This window comes from Desulfosarcina sp. (assembly GCF_033791525.1).
Taxonomy (GTDB): Bacteria; Desulfobacterota; Desulfobacteria; order Desulfobacterales; family Desulfosarcinaceae; genus Desulfosarcina.
The window spans coordinates 1-15,179 of sequence record NZ_JASJGN010000140.1 but is presented as its reverse complement, the minus strand read 5'-3'; the positions used below and the strand labels follow the sequence as shown (position 1 = coordinate 15,179).

Annotated in this window: 17 protein-coding genes; 10 read left to right on the top strand and 7 right to left on the bottom strand. The window is 55.1% G+C overall.

All coding sequences use genetic code 11. The annotated features are described in order from the left end of the window. The 5 genes from pylSc to pylSn all read left to right on the top strand — a co-directional run. A partial coding sequence (gene pylSc, locus QNK41_RS06525) for a pyrrolysine--tRNA(Pyl) ligase large subunit (protein WP_319254970.1) occupies positions 1 to 739 on the top strand: 739 nt, incomplete at its 5' end. 268 nt (positions 740 to 1,007) lie between these two features. After that, a complete protein-coding gene (pylB, locus tag QNK41_RS06520) occupies positions 1,008 to 2,153 on the top strand; it encodes a methylornithine synthase PylB (RefSeq protein ID WP_319254969.1) in 1,146 nt (381 codons plus the stop codon). Next, positions 2,147 to 3,310: a 3-methylornithine--L-lysine ligase PylC gene (gene pylC / locus QNK41_RS06515; RefSeq protein WP_319254968.1), complete on the top strand. Its 1,164-nt coding sequence runs from the start codon at positions 2,147 to 2,149 to the stop codon at positions 3,308 to 3,310. Before pylB ends, pylC begins: the two co-directional genes overlap by 7 nt. Continuing rightward, positions 3,307 to 4,197, top strand: a complete 891-nt coding sequence (gene pylD / locus QNK41_RS06510) for a 3-methylornithyl-N6-L-lysine dehydrogenase PylD (RefSeq protein ID WP_319254966.1) — start codon at positions 3,307 to 3,309, stop codon at positions 4,195 to 4,197. Before pylC ends, pylD begins: the two co-directional genes overlap by 4 nt. Further along, positions 4,194 to 4,541 (top strand): pyrrolysine--tRNA(Pyl) ligase small subunit, encoded by a 348-nt coding sequence (gene pylSn, locus QNK41_RS06505; RefSeq protein ID WP_319254964.1) that lies wholly within the window; start codon positions 4,194 to 4,196, stop codon positions 4,539 to 4,541. The genes pylD and pylSn overlap by 4 nt, the downstream gene beginning before the upstream one ends. A gap of 27 nt (positions 4,542 to 4,568) precedes the next feature. Here pylSn and QNK41_RS06500 read toward each other — a convergent pair whose 3' ends face one another. Then, entirely contained in the window at positions 4,569 to 5,357 is a 789-nt protein-coding gene (locus QNK41_RS06500; RefSeq protein ID WP_319254961.1) for a TrmB family transcriptional regulator, read from the bottom strand. Between the two features lie 157 nt (positions 5,358 to 5,514). On the opposite strand from QNK41_RS06500, the gene QNK41_RS06495 reads away from it, so the two are divergent. Further along, complete coding sequence (locus QNK41_RS06495; protein WP_319254960.1) at positions 5,515 to 5,874, top strand: hypothetical protein; 360 nt, start codon at positions 5,515 to 5,517, stop codon at positions 5,872 to 5,874. Between the two features lie 266 nt (positions 5,875 to 6,140). After that, complete coding sequence (locus tag QNK41_RS06490) at positions 6,141 to 7,493, top strand: PilZ domain-containing protein (protein ID WP_319254958.1); 1,353 nt, start codon at positions 6,141 to 6,143, stop codon at positions 7,491 to 7,493. Between the two features lie 60 nt (positions 7,494 to 7,553). On the opposite strand, the gene QNK41_RS06485 is transcribed toward QNK41_RS06490, so the two are convergent. Further along, positions 7,554 to 8,099 (bottom strand): hypothetical protein, encoded by a 546-nt coding sequence (locus QNK41_RS06485; RefSeq protein WP_319254956.1) that lies wholly within the window; start codon positions 8,097 to 8,099, stop codon positions 7,554 to 7,556. 234 nt (positions 8,100 to 8,333) lie between these two features. Here QNK41_RS06485 and QNK41_RS06480 point away from each other — a divergent pair, with 234 nt between their 5' ends. Then, entirely contained in the window at positions 8,334 to 8,768 is a 435-nt protein-coding gene (locus tag QNK41_RS06480) for an iron-sulfur cluster assembly scaffold protein (protein WP_319254954.1), read from the top strand. Between the two features lie 218 nt (positions 8,769 to 8,986). Here the strand turns inward: QNK41_RS06480 and QNK41_RS06475 are convergent, their stop codons facing one another. The 3 genes from QNK41_RS06475 to QNK41_RS06465 are packed head-to-tail and all read right to left on the bottom strand — an operon-like array spanning position 8,987 to position 11,309. Next, the gene (locus tag QNK41_RS06475) at positions 8,987 to 9,562 is read right to left on the bottom strand and encodes a hypothetical protein (protein WP_319254953.1); all 576 of its coding nucleotides are present in this window, start codon (positions 9,560 to 9,562) and stop codon (positions 8,987 to 8,989) included. Beyond that, positions 9,550 to 10,629 (bottom strand): M48 family metallopeptidase, encoded by a 1,080-nt coding sequence (locus tag QNK41_RS06470; protein WP_319254951.1) that lies wholly within the window; start codon positions 10,627 to 10,629, stop codon positions 9,550 to 9,552. The genes QNK41_RS06475 and QNK41_RS06470 overlap by 13 nt, the downstream gene beginning before the upstream one ends. 26 nt (positions 10,630 to 10,655) lie before the next feature. Next, the gene (locus QNK41_RS06465; RefSeq protein ID WP_319254950.1) at positions 10,656 to 11,309 is read right to left on the bottom strand and encodes a hypothetical protein; all 654 of its coding nucleotides are present in this window, start codon (positions 11,307 to 11,309) and stop codon (positions 10,656 to 10,658) included. A 286-nt stretch (positions 11,310 to 11,595) separates the two neighbouring features. Here QNK41_RS06465 and QNK41_RS06460 point away from each other — a divergent pair, with 286 nt between their 5' ends. Together QNK41_RS06460 and QNK41_RS06455 are read left to right on the top strand one after the other, a co-directional pair. Beyond that, positions 11,596 to 11,823, top strand: coding sequence for a hypothetical protein (locus QNK41_RS06460; protein WP_319254948.1), 228 nt, complete (start codon positions 11,596 to 11,598; stop codon positions 11,821 to 11,823). A gap of 506 nt (positions 11,824 to 12,329) precedes the next feature. After that, positions 12,330 to 13,442: an AI-2E family transporter gene (locus tag QNK41_RS06455; RefSeq protein WP_319254946.1), complete on the top strand. Its 1,113-nt coding sequence runs from the start codon at positions 12,330 to 12,332 to the stop codon at positions 13,440 to 13,442. Between the two features lie 34 nt (positions 13,443 to 13,476). Here QNK41_RS06455 and ablB read toward each other — a convergent pair whose 3' ends face one another. Beyond that, positions 13,477 to 14,298 (bottom strand): putative beta-lysine N-acetyltransferase, encoded by an 822-nt coding sequence (ablB, locus tag QNK41_RS06450; RefSeq protein ID WP_319254944.1) that lies wholly within the window; start codon positions 14,296 to 14,298, stop codon positions 13,477 to 13,479. A 19-nt stretch (positions 14,299 to 14,317) separates the two neighbouring features. After that, on the bottom strand, positions 14,318 to 15,179 hold an 862-nt coding region (locus QNK41_RS06445), incomplete at its 5' end, for a pyridoxal phosphate-dependent aminotransferase (protein ID WP_319254942.1).

Here is a 15,179-nt window from a genome sequence, read left to right as displayed (position 1 = left end):
GGCATTCCAGACGTTGGAAAAAGAGCGGGTCGCGGCCCATCGCCGTCACCTTGACGATCTGCGCAACGGCGCCCGGCGGCCCCGGTTGTGCCGGCTGGAGACCGTTCTGATTGAAACGCTGGTGTCCCACGGATTTGTTCAGGTATCCACCCCGGTGCTGATGTCCAGGGGGCTGCTGGCCAGGATGTCCATCACGGCCGATCACCCCCTGTTCCAACAGGTCTATTGGGTCGACAGGGATAAATGCCTGCGCCCGATGCTGGCCCCCCACCTTTATTATGTAGTCAAGGACCTGTTGCGTTTGTGGGCCAAGCCGGTCCGGGTCTTTGAAGTGGGCCCCTGCTTTCGCAAAGAGACCGAGGGCACCAGGCATGCCGCCGAGTTTACCATGCTGAACCTCTGCGAATTCGGATTGCCGGAAGACCAGCGCCGGCAGCGATTGGAAGATCTTGCCGCCCTGATCATGGACAGCGCAGGTATCGACGGCTATCGATTGGAATCGGAGAGGTCGGCGGTATATGGTGAAACCATTGACGTGGTATCCGACGCCGACGGGCTGGAACTGGGTTCCGGCGCCATGGGCCCCCATCCCCTTGACCGGGCCTGGCGCATTACCGATACCTGGGTGGGCATCGGTTTTGGGCTGGAGCGTCTGCTCATGGCCGCCGAGGGTGGCGCCCATCTGTCCCGTTTCGGCCGGAGCATCTCCTACCTGGATGGTATCCGCCTGAACATTTGACGGGTTCGCAAAAAGTCCGATATCTGCGTTACCCTTCATCCCTCGTCACTGCGGCGTACCATAAGTACGCTGCCTACGGCACCCGCGATAGCGGTATTCTCGGGATGGAACATGAAAGTTCGCCGTAAGGATGAATATCGATTGTTGTTCGCTCGCTTGTGCTCGCTATCGCGGCCCGCAAGCCTTGATCTCGAACTTTTTGCGAACCCGTCTGAAATGGGACTTTTTTCGAATTCATCAACATATGACAAGATAAGGTCAGACCAACGTGAACAACGATAATTCGGCAACGGTTATCCGCGCGTATCGCCATGGACGGCGAGGGCTTGAGGCCATCGTTGAAAAGGCGGCGGACAGCGCCGGCATTTCACGGGCAGCCATGATCCGGTTGCTGGATTCACCGGCACCGAGCCTGCTGGAAAAACTGTTTGCTGCTGCCAGACAGCAACGCGAGCGCCATTTCGGCAACAGGGTTTTTCTCTATGGGTTCTTGTACATCAGCACCCACTGCCGCAATCGATGCAGCTTCTGTTTCTACCGCAAGACAAACACCCGAGCGTTCCGATACCGCAAGACCCGGGCCGAGATTACCGATTCCTCCCGACAACTGGCCCGATCGGGCGTCCATCTCATCGACCTGACCGCCGGTGAAGACCCCTGTTTTTTCACGGATGATGAGAACGGCTTTGACCCAGTGATCGACACGGTAAGATCCATCAGGGCGGATACCGACCTGCCGGTGATGGCTTCCGTCGGTGTGGTTCCTGACGCGGTTCTCGACAGGCTTGCCGCAGCCGGCGCGGATTGGTACGCCTGCTACCAGGAGACCCACAACCGACAGCTTTTCGATCAGCTTCGTGTGGGGCAAAGCTTCGAGGCCCGCTGCCGGAGCAAGGTGGCGGCCAAAGCCAGAGGCATGCTCGTCGAGGAGGGGCTGCTTTGCGGTGTGGGTGAAACCTCGCGTGACCTGGTCAATTCATTTAACGCCATGGCCCGCCTGGGTGCAGATCAGGTGCGGGTGATGACCTTCGTTCCCCAGGCAGGGACCCCCATGACAGACTACCCACCTGCATCCTCCCTGCGGGAATGTATCGCCATCGCCCTTATGCGCATCGCTTTTCCCGGCCTGCTCATCCCGGCCTCACTGGATGTGGATGGGCTGGCCGGCCTGAGACTGCGGTTGGAAGCCGGTGCCAATGTGGTGACCTCGCTGGTTCCTCCGGGTCAGGGACTGGCTGGTGTGGCCCAAAGCGCGCTGGATATCGAAGACGGCCGGCGCAGTGTGAAAGGCATTGCACCGATACTGCGCACCTGCGGGCTCCAGCCGGCAACGGCTGATCAATATCAGAACTGGATCGCTGAACGAAAACGGATTGCCTGCTTTCATGATCGCAGGTTGGCCAAAGCATGTTAGCAGCCATCATCGGCGGCCGGCTTCAAGGGGTGGAACTGGCCTGCCTGGCCCACCATGCCGGTTGGCGGACGCTTTTGGTCGACCGAAAAGCCCATGTTCCGGCCCGTCGGCTGTGCGACCGGTTCCTGCAGTTGGATGTCAGACAAGGGTCCACTTTAGACGATGCATTGAAGACCGTTGACCTGGTGATTCCTGCCCTGGAGGATCAGGCGGCCTTGGTCAGTCTGGTGGAATGGTGCCGGGATCGGCGGGTTCCGATTGCATTCGACCCGGCGGCCTATGCCGTCTCCAGTTCCAAAATCGACTCGGACCGGTTGTTTGCATCCCTCGGGATTCCCGCTCCCGAACCGTGGCCCCAGTGCGGGTTCCCGGTGGTGGCCAAATCCAGCCATGCCAGCGGCAGCGACGGGGTGGTGATCCTGAAACGCAAAAGCGATGCCGAGGCACGGTTCCCGAAGGGGTTTCCGGATGATGGGTGGGTGTTCCAGCAGTATCTTCAGGGGCCGTCCTTCTCCCTGGAGCTGATCGGCAGGCCGGGCAACTACGTGCCGCTTCAGATCACTCAGCTGTTTATGGACACCCGTTACGACTGCAAGGCGGTTGCTGCACCGTGCCGATTGACCAACCGGCAGATCAGTGAAATCGAGACGCTGTCCGTTGAAATTGCCGAGGCCATCCGGCTTATGGGGTTGATGGATGTGGAAGTGATCCTTCACGACGGGCGCTTCAAGGTGCTGGAGATCGATGCCCGGTTTCCCAGCCAGACGCCTTTGTGCGTATTCGCTTCCACGGGACGCAACATGTTCGAGTTGCTGGCCGACCTCTTTCTGTCCGGAAAACCGTCTCCGTTGAGGGTGTCCGCATCTGTCAGGGGCGCCATTCTCGAACATATCCGCGTCACACCCCGGGAAATTGTCGTCGAAGGCGAACATATCATGGCCGATGCGGGACCCCTTGACCGGGTGCCCGGGTTTTTTGGGGCCGACGAGGCCATCACCAGTTACCGGGAAGGGACACCCGCATGGGTGGCCACACTGATCATAACCGGCGATACCCGACAGCGCGCCGCGGAAAAACGCAACCGTGTGCTGGCATCGATCCAGCGTCGTTTCAACCTTGAGAAAATCGTAGACCGCGGTCCGGGAGACACTGCATGACCCGGCTGACTGTAGACGACATCGAAGGAATCCGTGCCCAGCTGGTCCAGTACGATCGACAATTGGTCTCGGTCACCGGGCGGACCCTCCTAGGAATCGGTGCCTGGGCGTCGGGCCTTGAGGATGAGGGTCATCTTCAACGCCTTGCCCCGGGGATTAAAATGGCCGTAGTGCCCATTCACAGCGGCCTTGGCGTCATCTCCGGTTTTGCTGAGGCGGTCTGTGGTATCCTCTTGCATTTAGGTTTCGATGCAATGATTCCCGGGTGTTCGGATGTGGCCGGTTTTGCCTATGCCCTGGACATGGGGGCCCAGGTGATCCTGGCTGCCGATGACGAACGTTTCGTGGCCTTTTGCCCCCGCCAGGGAAAAACCGTGGATAATTCCCGCGCCACGGCTAATGGATTTGTGGCTGGCCTCGATCTGATGGCCGGCGGCCTGAACGGCAAAGGCGTGCTGGTGATCGGCTGTGGACCCGTGGGGCGTTGGGCGGTCGAAGTGTTGTTGAAGCGCAAGTCGAGAGTCTGTGTGGTCGATCAGGCGGCAGAAAAGGCCGAGAACCTGTCCCGATGGGCACGGAGTGCGTTCCAAACGGACCTCCAGGTGGGCCCTGATTTGGAACAGGCGTTGTCGACCCATCATCTCATCGTGGATGCCACCAATGCAACGGAAGTGATTCATGCGCGTCACGTCACAGCCAACACCCATGTCGCCGCTCCGGGGATGCCTATCGGTGTCACCCCCCGCGCCCGGGAGAAGCTGGCCGACCGGATTTTGCACGACCCTTTGCAGATCGGCGTGGCGACCATGGCCTGCCAAGCCGCACGCATCGTACATGAGCGACCGGTGTCCTTGAACCCGACAGCACATCATGGAGGATCTGAATGAACGACAGCCCATCCTCAGCCAAGCCGCCCAAGCGACGCTTCTATCGCAAACGGGTGGAGCTGTTCCGGCTGATCGATAAGATCAAGATCTGGCCGTCGCGCAAAGGGCTGTTGCACGGCATCAAGGCCATCGAAATCACGGGTGACCAGGCCCGCATTACCACCCACTGCAACAAAACCTTCATGGTCAACAACTCCAGAAACAGCCGGGCGGCCCGATGGCTGCGCAACAAGTGGTTCAAGGGGGTCTGCCCGGCCTGCGGCGTGCCCCAGTGGAAGCTGGAAAAATACGCCTCCACGCATTTCAGGCGTCATCACGGTTCATCGCTGCTGCCTGACGACTGAAGGCAGCGGTTTGAAGCCAGAACAGCCCTACATGTCATTTAAAATAATTTCGTAGAGCCTTTTCTCATTTTCATCCAGCGGTTCTTGCAGCGTGTGGGTCTTATATAGGAAGTAGTGAAAGAAATCGTGCCGCAGGCTGTCCCGGCCGGCAGTGACGAACCATCGGTTGCGGCCCCAGTTGATCCGGCACGCTTCTGTGTCTTCGGTGGTGAACATGCCGCCGATAAACTCCTCCTTGTCCACCACCAGATCAAAGGAGCGCCCGCCCAGGTTGCGTTCCACCTCTTCATGCTGCGGGTGTATCACCTGAATGGCAAAGGTTTTTGGAAACGGCTCCATGAAAATGCATTTCACCGGCACCGCTCTTTTCTCAGCCTTTTTCAGGGACCGCACCAGTGTTTCGGTTTCCTGTGGGAAAAGGCGGATGTAGATCTCTTTACGGGCGCCATCGATCATTTCCCTGGCCTTGTCCATGACCCGCTGATACCCGGAGACGGTCCAAATGAAGTCATGGTCGGCAGGCGTCTGGATTTCCTTCGCCAGGGTTTCGAAACGATGGAGGTCCGCTTCATAGTTCCTCCGCAATTGTTTGATCAGCTCATCGGGCGGCAGTGGAACGAATATGCCTTTGCTGGCTTCCGCCACAAAGCCGTGCTTTTTCAACGTGCGCAGGATGTCGTAAATTCTCGCGCGGGGGATTCCCGACTGTTTGCTCAACTGAGATCCGTTGACGGGATGGTGTTGAAGGAGTGACAGGTAGGTGTGTATCGCATAGTCAGACAGGCCGATGTTGACCAGATTATAAGATTTCTGCATGTCAGGTCCTTTTGTTGTCACAAAACGTACAACTTTTTTGATTAACAGCCACGACGATTCTTGTCAAGTTGGCAAGCGGTATCAAGCTTTTCCATTGATTTTCCTAATGCTTCCAATTAACCTCACCACACCCGATGAAATTAACAGGGAGCCCTCAATGACTATCATCTCTTGTCGCATACCTTGTCGCTGCAGGCACTTGATTGCCCTGATCGTGATGGCCATGGTCGCTTATGGCTGTGCTTCCGGGCCAACTATTGTGGGGAACTGGAAGGCTGTGGATGGGACCGCCAGTGTGAGATTCGCCGCCGATGGCGGGTTCCATGCCGTTGATAACCAGGGCATGCCCGTTTCCGGTAATTACCGGTTGATGGGGGCAGACGGCATCAGGTTCGAGATCCGGCATGGCGGAGAGGAGACCGAGACCATCGATGCCAGGGTCATCCAAGCGGGTGAACGACTGACTCTGACTTTTCCCGGCGAGCACAGCCTTGAAACCTATGAACGCATTCCCTGACCCCTTTGACCCGTCAGCAGACTGTCGGTGTGGGTGACCTGACCGGTCCCGCTTTTTTGACTCTCTTGCCATCTATTTGACACCGAACAGCGTCCGTTCATGGCCGCTGCCTTCCGTTCATGTTAAAAACCGGTCGTTTTCTTCCCCGGAACAATCCATTCCTGTGGCACGGAACTTGTAGTCCCGGTATCCGATACTCCTTGTCGTTCAAACGATGACTCGACCCACGTGGGGCTGCGATGCTGTTTTTTAAAGGAAAGGAAGATATGGGATTGGAATCGAGCCTGAAGCTGCTGGATCTGCCGCCGGGTGCCACCGTCGATGACGCCAACCAGGCATATGCCTATCTCCACCAGATGATCGACCTGTTTCATCAGGATGCCGGTGCCGGAGATCGTGGAGACCGGCAGGAGGATTTGGACCTGCTGGCCTGCGCCTATGAAAAAGCGGTGGCCTATTTATCTGACCGGAATTCTCAAAACGTGCCAGCGTTGTCAATCGCGCCATCCCGATCGTCGGTCGTCGATGGGCCCTCATCGACAGACCTTCACGTGATCCTCAACGTGTCCGCTGAGGCGGATAATAATCCGTCTCCCGGCGACGTCCCCTCCTTGTCCGAGCCGAATACCCGAACCGTAGAAGATGCCATCTCAATTACATCCCGGCGGATGCAGCAGACGGAATCGGCGCTTCCGGTTGTCCAACAGGCTGTGGAATCGGCCACGACGGGGCTGGATGCGGCCAACCGTCGATATGAACGGGCAAGGCAGGCAAGTCTGACTGCCGTCGTCGCCGCCACGTCAGCAAAAAACCGGGCGATGCTGCTGGAGATCGAAGCCAAGCGGGCCATGCAGGACGCTATCGCCGTGGCGGAAAAGGCCCGGGACCGGGTCGTCGCGGCCAGGCAGGCGGCCAAGAATGCCGCCGCTGAAGCAGACAAGGCCCGAAAAAAGGCCAGCCGTGTCAAAAAATCAGAAGAGACAGCCGCCGCAGAAGCGGTTTGTGCCGAAGACTGTCTGGAAAAGGAAAAGGTTCGGCTGAAAGCATTGACCCACACCCTGGTAGAGACCCGCAGCCGGATGAGGATGTTCCAGCGCACCACCGCAGCGATTGAAGATCAGGATGTCGACGTGGATATCCAGCCGGCCACAGTGTCTGACGATCGTTTCCCCTCAACTCAGAATGTGGGTGGGGAATCGATTGCCCGGCAGCAGATCATGTCCGACTTGCTGGAAATCGAGGCATCCTTCAATGCCAGAAAACGCGATCCGATGCCGGGCCATGATAGCGGGGATGCATTACCAGGTGCTGCCGATCCAAATGCTGAGCGGCGGCAACACCATCGTGTCATCTACCCGGTCGACCAGTGCCCCCTGCTTTCCATTGACGGTCGTACGATTCCCATTCTTGACCTGAGCACCGCAGGCATGCGCCTGGAATCGGATGCTGCCATGGTCGGTTCGCGCATTGTTCGGGGTGTCATCGCTTTTCCCAGCCGGTCGCCGGTGAAGGTCACCGGCAAAGTGGTTCGACAGGATGACACCGGTTTGGGATTGAAGTTGGTGACCCGCATCGGTAACCGCATACTGGACCAGGAGCGCCTTCGTCTGCGTGCGTGATGCATTGAACCCTGGCTGAAGCGGCCGGATGTGCGTACAAGGGCGATCTGTCAGGAAGGCTCAGGGGGAGCCTTCTCTGAAAATGCGCACGGACAGGGGGATGGTGATGTGTCCGTTCTCGTGCCGAACCGCCAGGTGGATTCCATTTTCCCCGACGGGCAGCATCCCGGCGGAAATGCTCCGGTCTCCGGCCGTGTTCTCTTTGATCGGGCTCCAGGCAATCAGCCGCATGGGCATGATTTCAAGCGTAAAGACAGCTCCGGGTGCCACTGTTTCCGACGGAACCCTTGCGTTTTTTACCGCTGCCGGATCTATGCCTTCGAACACCAGCACCCCTTGAGGCCTGCCGTTGAAAAGATACCGGCTTGCATTCCAATCGACAATCAGGTCTGCGGAGCTTTTATTCGTCAGCGTGAGAAGAAAAAAGGCATAGTAGGGGTATTCCCCTTTTTGAGGCGTGATCCTGGCGGTGAGCAGATGATTGTCCACTTCAACAAATTCGGGCTGGGCAATCCAAGCCGCATTGGATGGGGACTGAATCCCGCTGCAGCCGCACAGGGCCAGCCCAATCATTAATAAAAACCCAACCGTTCGCCGGCAGTTCATGGAATCAACCTTTCAAGTCGGTTATTCGTCCTGTTGTCAGGGGATCGACTAATCGAACTGTTATCGACTTTTGCCGCTTTTGACAAGCCTGAAACCGTTCTTCACCCGGCAACCCCATTTTGGGAAATTGATTGTCCACCGTATTTTATGGCCAAATCTTGACACTGATAGCAGAAAGGTTTATTCGTTTCATTTCCATAAGTAACCATTTCTATGATTGTGAAGGAACGGGACATGACATCAATCCAGGCAGCAACGTCAGCTGAAACCAATACCATTGAAGAAATGCTGACCGCATCCGGCTATTCCAAAACGGCCATCAACTACTACATTGACAAACCGCACATGGGTCAGATTTCCGATGCGGACATCACCTCGGAGATGACTGGCACCTGCGGCGACACCATGGGTATTTACATCAAGATGAAAAATGGTGTGGTGGGTGATGCGAAATACCAGGTCATGGGATGTGCGGGAGCCATATCCGCCGCCATGGCGGTCGTGGATCTGATCAAGGGCAAGGATCTGGATTATGCCCGATCCATCGATGACGGTACCGTCTACAAGGTACTGCAGGAAATCCCCGTAAAAAAACACCACTGCATCCAACTGGCCGTAAAAACGCTTCACAAGGCCCTGGACACTCACCGTCTTCAACAATCGGCTTAGCTCTATGTTCTTCCCAAATTCACTTCGATGACCTGATATCTAATCGCGGTGTTTTCAAAATGCGTCGAATATTTTCCTTTAGATCGATCTGATCAAGGTTTTCCGGACTCTGCGCCATGAGTTTAGCATGAAGCGCGTCCTGTTCGATGGGATGGTATAAATGTATGAAAATGTAGAAATTTTGACAATACCGGAGCGTCAGGCGCTCTTGCCGGCGGTCATGAACTCAAATCCGTAACGAACCGGAGGCTGTTGAATACCTGATTAAAGGCAGGCAGTTCTTTTTCAAAGTAATAGCGCTGGGCAGCGGTGTATCGTAAATTGAAGAACTGGTTCGGCAAAATAACGCCGTAATAAATGGTTTTGATGGTTACACCATATGGATCCTGATAGCTGTAAATCAGCCTGAAACCGGCATGACCGCCTACCATGGCCGGTTCGCTGGCCTGCCAACGCAATTGCCGGATCAGCGGATCGGAACGCATGTTGTCGGCTATTACCTGGGCGGCTTCATGGGGCAGCATATCAGGTCCCAGTTTTTGACGCGTAAAACGGAACCCTTGTGCCAGTGACCTCGATTGAATCAGAATATACTCCAGATAGGGACCATCCTTGGACAGCATTTCCGATTCCTGCGTGTTCAGATGCATCCATCCCTCGGGAGATGTGATCGACCAGTGTGGCTCGCTGAGTTGAACCGGGGCCGTATTCCACGGTCCGGCACAGGCGGTCAGCATCAGTGCCGCCATAACCCAGACGACGATCACGGGTCTGTTGATGTTTAATCCCGACATTGACGCAGATATCCTTTTATAAATTCTCTTGTACCGTCCTGGGGAGCCAGGCTGAGAAACGCTTCGAAATAGGGTTTGGCCCTCTGAAACCGGCCGGCCTTAAAATGAAGCTCGCCAAGGGCACGATGGGCCGATGGGAACGCCGGATCGATTTTCAGGGCCTTTAAATACGATCCAATACACTGATTCTTACCATCGCCATCGTTTCGTCTGCGCAGGATCTCCCCTTTGATATAGTGTGCGTGGGCATCATCCGGTTTCAGTGCCAGAAACTTGGAGATACTTTGATCCGCCTGGTTCCAGTCACCGCAAGTGAGCGCGGCCTGTGCATTGGCCATCATGGCCGGCGCAATGTGGTTAAGGAATAGATCTGGGTCGCCATCGGTTTCCGACCTGCAGGAAACGCGGTTCCGGGTCTGGCCGATACGGGTCTTCATCGTTTTAATGCGGCTTTCCAGCCGTCCTACTGTCTCAGCCGACCCCTGATCCTGCAGGCTGTTTAATAGGTTGGACATGAGGGGCAGTACTTCTGTTTCGCAATAACCGGCTGCTTTGAGTATTGCCAGCCCTTCATCGTCGGCCTGGCATTCGGCGGCATCGATTTTTTGTTTCATTGCCAGCTCACCCGCCGCCCGACTCTGATCGGCGTAGGGTAACCCGGTGATAGGGGAGGTCATTTGAAAATGATCGTAAAGCGCGGCAGTGTGCTGGCGAAGATAATGAACCATCTCGTGGGCGAGGATCATGGCCAGTTGGTCTTCGTTTTCTACCCGGTTGAGGATGCCGGTAGACAGAAAACAATACCCGTTGGGGTAAGCATAGGCCTGCATCCGGGGATCCATGACAACGTTAACGGTCGGTGTCTTTAAATCGGTGTGCACCTGTTTCCACAGGCGTTCGGCCACCGTTTGCAGATAACTCGACAAAGACGCATCGTGCAGGACGACACCGCGCTGTTCAAGCGCTGCTTGTTCCTGCGCGGCAAGCCGCCACAAACGGGTTGTCTGGTCTGGCGCCGCCGCATGTGCCGCGATCACCGGCGTCGCCCATGTTAGCAGCAAAATCATGCATGCTATCACGTACCGTTGAGGCGTCATGAACCTTGATCCCAGAAGTTGGACAATGTGGTTGCCACCAGTGCTGTCACGCCTTCGGCGGTTTGAAGATCGAATTTTTTGTGGTTCCCCTGCAGGCCGTACCAGATAATACGGCCTTCCGGTTCGACAACGGCGATGCTGAGCCAGTTCTTGGTTGGCTGGGCGGACGCGGTTTGATGTCCAAGGGCCAGAACCAGGCCGTCTGCCCGGTTGGCCTTCAGGATTTCGGCCACTGGCCCCAGATTGTATTCAAAGGCGCTTAATTTGGCCGGATATAGTTGAGGTCCGAAAGTGTGCAACTGGATGGAACGGTTCACGGATCTGAAAAGGGACGTCACACTCAGAAGTTCTGATGAAAGCATTGTCTGGGCGTCGGCGGTTTGTACCGCATAGTGACGCTCCTGCAGTTGCCGGACAATAGATTGTTGCGCCTTGCGTTGCGCTTCCCGGCTCTGGATATCCTGAAAAAGCCGGCTGCCATCGGGCATTTGTTCAAAAATGCCGATTTCGGGCACCAACACCAGCATCACGCCCATGGTCTGCCGATAGTTTGGGAATTCGGGATGAAGCCGCTCCGAGGTGTAGGTGCAGCCGGAAACGAAAAGACCGATCAAACCCACCAACAGGATGGATTGGCTAACATTTATCATTTTTTGAAGATTTTGCATCGGCGGCTCGTGACTAAGATCCTTTGTCAGGTCATTCTAAGTCTGGATGAAGCAAATTTCAGACCAATGCAAAAAACTAAAATAACCAACGATTACAATTTTTTAAATGATTGCTGAAGGAAATTGAAATCGGATTTGCCATTTCTGGGCACCTGCGGTGACAAAAAAATGTCATTCTTGACATTTACCAGCAATTGCATGTTATATTTGCATTTAGGGGTTCCCGTTGTTCGATCGATACTTGAATTTAAAAAGGAGGATGAGGACGATGAAAAAATTAGTTGTTTTGATTTTTATGGTGCTTTTTTTGGTGAGTTGCAGTCAATCTTCTTTAATGAGCAGGTCAGAATATTTGCAGCACGATAAATTGTACAAAAACTGGGATCACATGAAATTCAGCTTGTTCGGCCCGGATAATGCTTCGAGCGAAGATCTGCAAAAATCAATTGACCAACAATGGTGGGGATTGGACGTTCCATACGTTCCCGGTCAGTAGGTGCTGTCGATCCTGTGATTGGACTGGTTCAATGGTTGTCTAAATCTAAGCCGGTAGAGGATTCATTCAATCCTCCACCGGCTTTTTTTCTGCGGCCTGCCTCACAGGTGGATTCCATTGAAACGTTTGCCCAATTGAGTGGTTATTGATTCGCTCTTTACCCGGTTATCCCGCCACCTGTTTATTGATTTCACTAAACACCCAAAAAGCCGAATGTCAGAGCAATGGTTTGAAATCCGATGCCTTTTAGGGTAAACCGACTCTATCTATGTCCATCCAGGAATGGTAGATTTTGGTTCAGGCCAAGGCCGCAGCGAAATTGAAATTGACGGCGTAGGCGTAGGAGCGACAGCGTGCGTAGTGGCACTACGTCGAGGATATCAATCGAGCGAGAACGCAGGCCTGGGCCGAAAGATGCCGTTTCTGGATGGGCACTATCCAACGATTTCATCAACTACCACAAGGGCCTTTCATCAGGTCGACAATCATAACGGAGCATGGCTATCATGCGTGATGACAGAGTGAATCAGTTCGTGGTCGTTCTGCTGGTCGTATTTATTTCGGCCGTATTTCTCTCGATGATACGATCCTTTTTGATGGCTATTTTTCTGGCCGGCATCTTTTCGGCCCTATCCCGTCCCATATACCATTGGCTCGAAAATATGTTTAAGGGGCGGCGCAGTCTGGCATCGATTTTGACCCTGCTGCTGATCATTTTTGTCGTGGTGCTGCCCCTGGGGGTGCTCACAGGGGTGGTGACCGGCCAGGCCATCAAGGTCAGCCAGACCGCCGTGCCTTGGGTAAAAACACAACTCAGCCAACCGGGTGCCCTATCCGAGTTTCTGGAGAACATTCCCTACTACGACAAAATTGCGCCCCACAGCGAACTGATTCTGCGCAAGGCCGGTGAACTGGTCGGCAGCATTAGCCAGTTTCTGGTCGAAAACCTCTCATCGGCAGCCATGGGGGCGGTCAACTTATTGTTCATGCTCTTCGTGTGGCTGTACACCATGTATTTTTTCCTGATGGACGGGGATAAACTGCTGGAGAAAATCCTTTATTACCTGCCGCTGCAGGATCATGACGAGCAGCAAATGCTCGATCGCTTCACATCGGTGACGCGTGCGACGCTGAAGGGTACAGCGGTTATCGGGATTCTCCAGGGGGGATTGGCCGGTTTGGCCTTCTGGGCGGTGGGTGTTCCCAGCGCAGCGTTCTGGGGAGTAATCATGGCGGTGCTGTCGATCATTCCCAGTGTGGGCACTGCCCTCGTTTGGGTGCCGGTAGCGCTCATATTAGGGTTTGGCGGGGCCGTCGGCAAGGCGATCGGTCTGTTTGTGTTCTGCGGGCTCGTGGTCGGCAGTCTGGACAACCTGCTCAGACCGATCCTGGTCGGCAAGGATACGCAGATGCACGAACTGATGATCTTTTTCGGCACTATGGGGGGCATTTTCATGTTCGGCATGGTGGGGATCATCATCGGTCCCATCATCGCCGCGCTTTTTGTGACGGTCTGGGAAATATACGGGCAGGCGTTCCAGGATATTTTGCCGGACACTGGGTATGTGCTGAGAAAAAAACAGGCGCAGGCTGAAGCGGACGGCGATGGAGATGAGTAATTTGCAGTGGACTAAAAGGAGATTGTCATCGGCATCATCGTAAGGGCTTATGCCAGACGTTCATACTCCGGATGCGTCCACCGATCTGCGAGTTTTTTACCAACCGTCCCGCGTATCGATAACCCATCTTTTTAAAAATACGGTTCATTCCGTAAGAATCGGCGCGCGCGATGGTATAGGCTGTCCGCATGCCAAGATTTTGTGCCTCATCGTCCAATCGATTCAGCAGCATGCCTGCAAACCCGTTTCCTCTGTATTCGGGCAAGGTTGCGAAATCGGTCATTTCACAGGTTTTACTGGCTGAATCGATTTCGGCAGCGGCAGCGGCGACGATCTTCTTTTTAGCCTGGATGCAAAAATAGGACGTACTTTTCTGCATTGCGCGGTTGAGAAACTCAGGCTGATGGATCGGGAAGGGATAGGACTCAAACACCTGGCGGTAGATTTTCCCCAAGGCCACGCTCTCCGAAGGGGTGCATGGGATGACCGGCAATGGGGTGCGGTCATCACGACGTGTGCCCTTTGAAATCCTTTCCACCGGGTCAAACCGGCTGCGGTGTCCTACCCGCTGCCTGTCCACTGAAAGAAATTTGGCGATAAACAGGCCATCGGTGGTGCCCCGGAAAAATGAAGGGATGACCGCTTCTTTGGTATAGCCGGCCAATTTAAAGGCTTTCCAGTGGTTGGCGGGAATTTTGGCAAAAATCTTTCCGTAGCCATGGGCCTTTGCCATTCTGTCAAGCTTCAAAATCAGCGTTCCGGCAGTTTTGCCTTGCAGGTGCATCAAATAAATACGGTCGTTGTGGAAGCCGTGTTGAATGACGGACCCGTCGATGGTTTCGATTTTATCAGCCATGGGTCATCTGGTGGTGTCGCTATATTAATGATTTCAATTTTTTCAGTCGCAAGCCGGTTTCAGCCAGGATGGCCTCCGAACGTGAAAAGTGCAGCCGGATCAGGTGGTTGACCGGTTCGCGGAAGAAACTGGAACCGGGCACGGCGGCTACCCCGACTTCCCTGGCCATCCAGCGGCAGAATTCGTTGTCGTCGGTCACGCCGAACGCGGAACAATCCACCATCACATAGTAGGCGCCCTGGGGAATCGTATAGGAGAGCCCGGCAGCATCCAGGTATCCCAGAAACAGGTCCCTTTTGCGCGTGTAGTCCGCCGTCAATTGCTCATAGTAGCTCAAGGGAAGCTCCAGTGCGGTGACGGCGGCTTCCTGCAACGGGGCTGCGGCGCCCACCGTGAGAAAATCATGCACCTTTCGCGCGCCGGCGATGACCGATTCCGGCCCGATCACATAACCCAATCGCCAACCGGTCATGTTGTAAGTCTTGGACAGGGAGCTGCAGGATATGGTCCGGTCGAACATCTCCGGCAGGGTAGCCATATAGTGGTGATGGTGGGGGCGGTAAACGATATGCTCATAGACCTCGTCGGTGATGACAAAGGCGTCGAACTCCTTGGCAAGATCGGCGATGGTTTCAAGTTCCTCCAGTGAAAACACTTTGCCGGAAGGGTTCGATGGATTGCAAAGGACAATGGCTTTGGGCTTTTGCATGAAGGCTGCCCGGAGTTCATCCACATCGAAGTTGAAATCCGGAGGGCGCAGGGGAACGTAAATGGGCTCGGCGCCGCTGAGGATGGTGTCCGCGCCGTAGTTCTCATAATAGGGAGAGAAGATGATGACCTTCTCACCGGGGTTGCAGGCGGTCATCATGGCACTCATCATG

Bases quoted from the DNA above. Each gene is read 5' to 3' on its own strand.
- pylC (WP_319254968.1), top strand. From the start codon at position 2,147: ATGTTAGCAGCCATCATCGGCGGCCGGCTTCAAGGGGTGGAACTGGCC.
- pylD (WP_319254966.1), top strand. From the start codon at position 3,307: ATGACCCGGCTGACTGTAGACGACATCGAAGGAATCCGTGCCCAGCTG.
- pylSn (WP_319254964.1), top strand. From the start codon at position 4,194: ATGAACGACAGCCCATCCTCAGCCAAGCCGCCCAAGCGACGCTTCTAT.
- QNK41_RS06500 (WP_319254961.1), bottom strand. From the start codon at position 5,357: ATGCAGAAATCTTATAATCTGGTCAACATCGGCCTGTCTGACTATGCG.
- QNK41_RS06495 (WP_319254960.1), top strand. From the start codon at position 5,515: ATGACTATCATCTCTTGTCGCATACCTTGTCGCTGCAGGCACTTGATT.
- QNK41_RS06490 (WP_319254958.1), top strand. From the start codon at position 6,141: ATGGGATTGGAATCGAGCCTGAAGCTGCTGGATCTGCCGCCGGGTGCC.
- QNK41_RS06485 (WP_319254956.1), bottom strand. From the start codon at position 8,099: ATGAACTGCCGGCGAACGGTTGGGTTTTTATTAATGATTGGGCTGGCC.
- QNK41_RS06480 (WP_319254954.1), top strand. From the start codon at position 8,334: ATGACATCAATCCAGGCAGCAACGTCAGCTGAAACCAATACCATTGAA.
- QNK41_RS06475 (WP_319254953.1), bottom strand. From the start codon at position 9,562: ATGTCGGGATTAAACATCAACAGACCCGTGATCGTCGTCTGGGTTATG.
- QNK41_RS06470 (WP_319254951.1), bottom strand. From the start codon at position 10,629: ATGATTTTGCTGCTAACATGGGCGACGCCGGTGATCGCGGCACATGCG.
- QNK41_RS06465 (WP_319254950.1), bottom strand. From the start codon at position 11,309: ATGATAAATGTTAGCCAATCCATCCTGTTGGTGGGTTTGATCGGTCTT.
- QNK41_RS06460 (WP_319254948.1), top strand. From the start codon at position 11,596: ATGAAAAAATTAGTTGTTTTGATTTTTATGGTGCTTTTTTTGGTGAGT.
- QNK41_RS06455 (WP_319254946.1), top strand. From the start codon at position 12,330: ATGCGTGATGACAGAGTGAATCAGTTCGTGGTCGTTCTGCTGGTCGTA.
- ablB (WP_319254944.1), bottom strand. From the start codon at position 14,298: ATGGCTGATAAAATCGAAACCATCGACGGGTCCGTCATTCAACACGGC.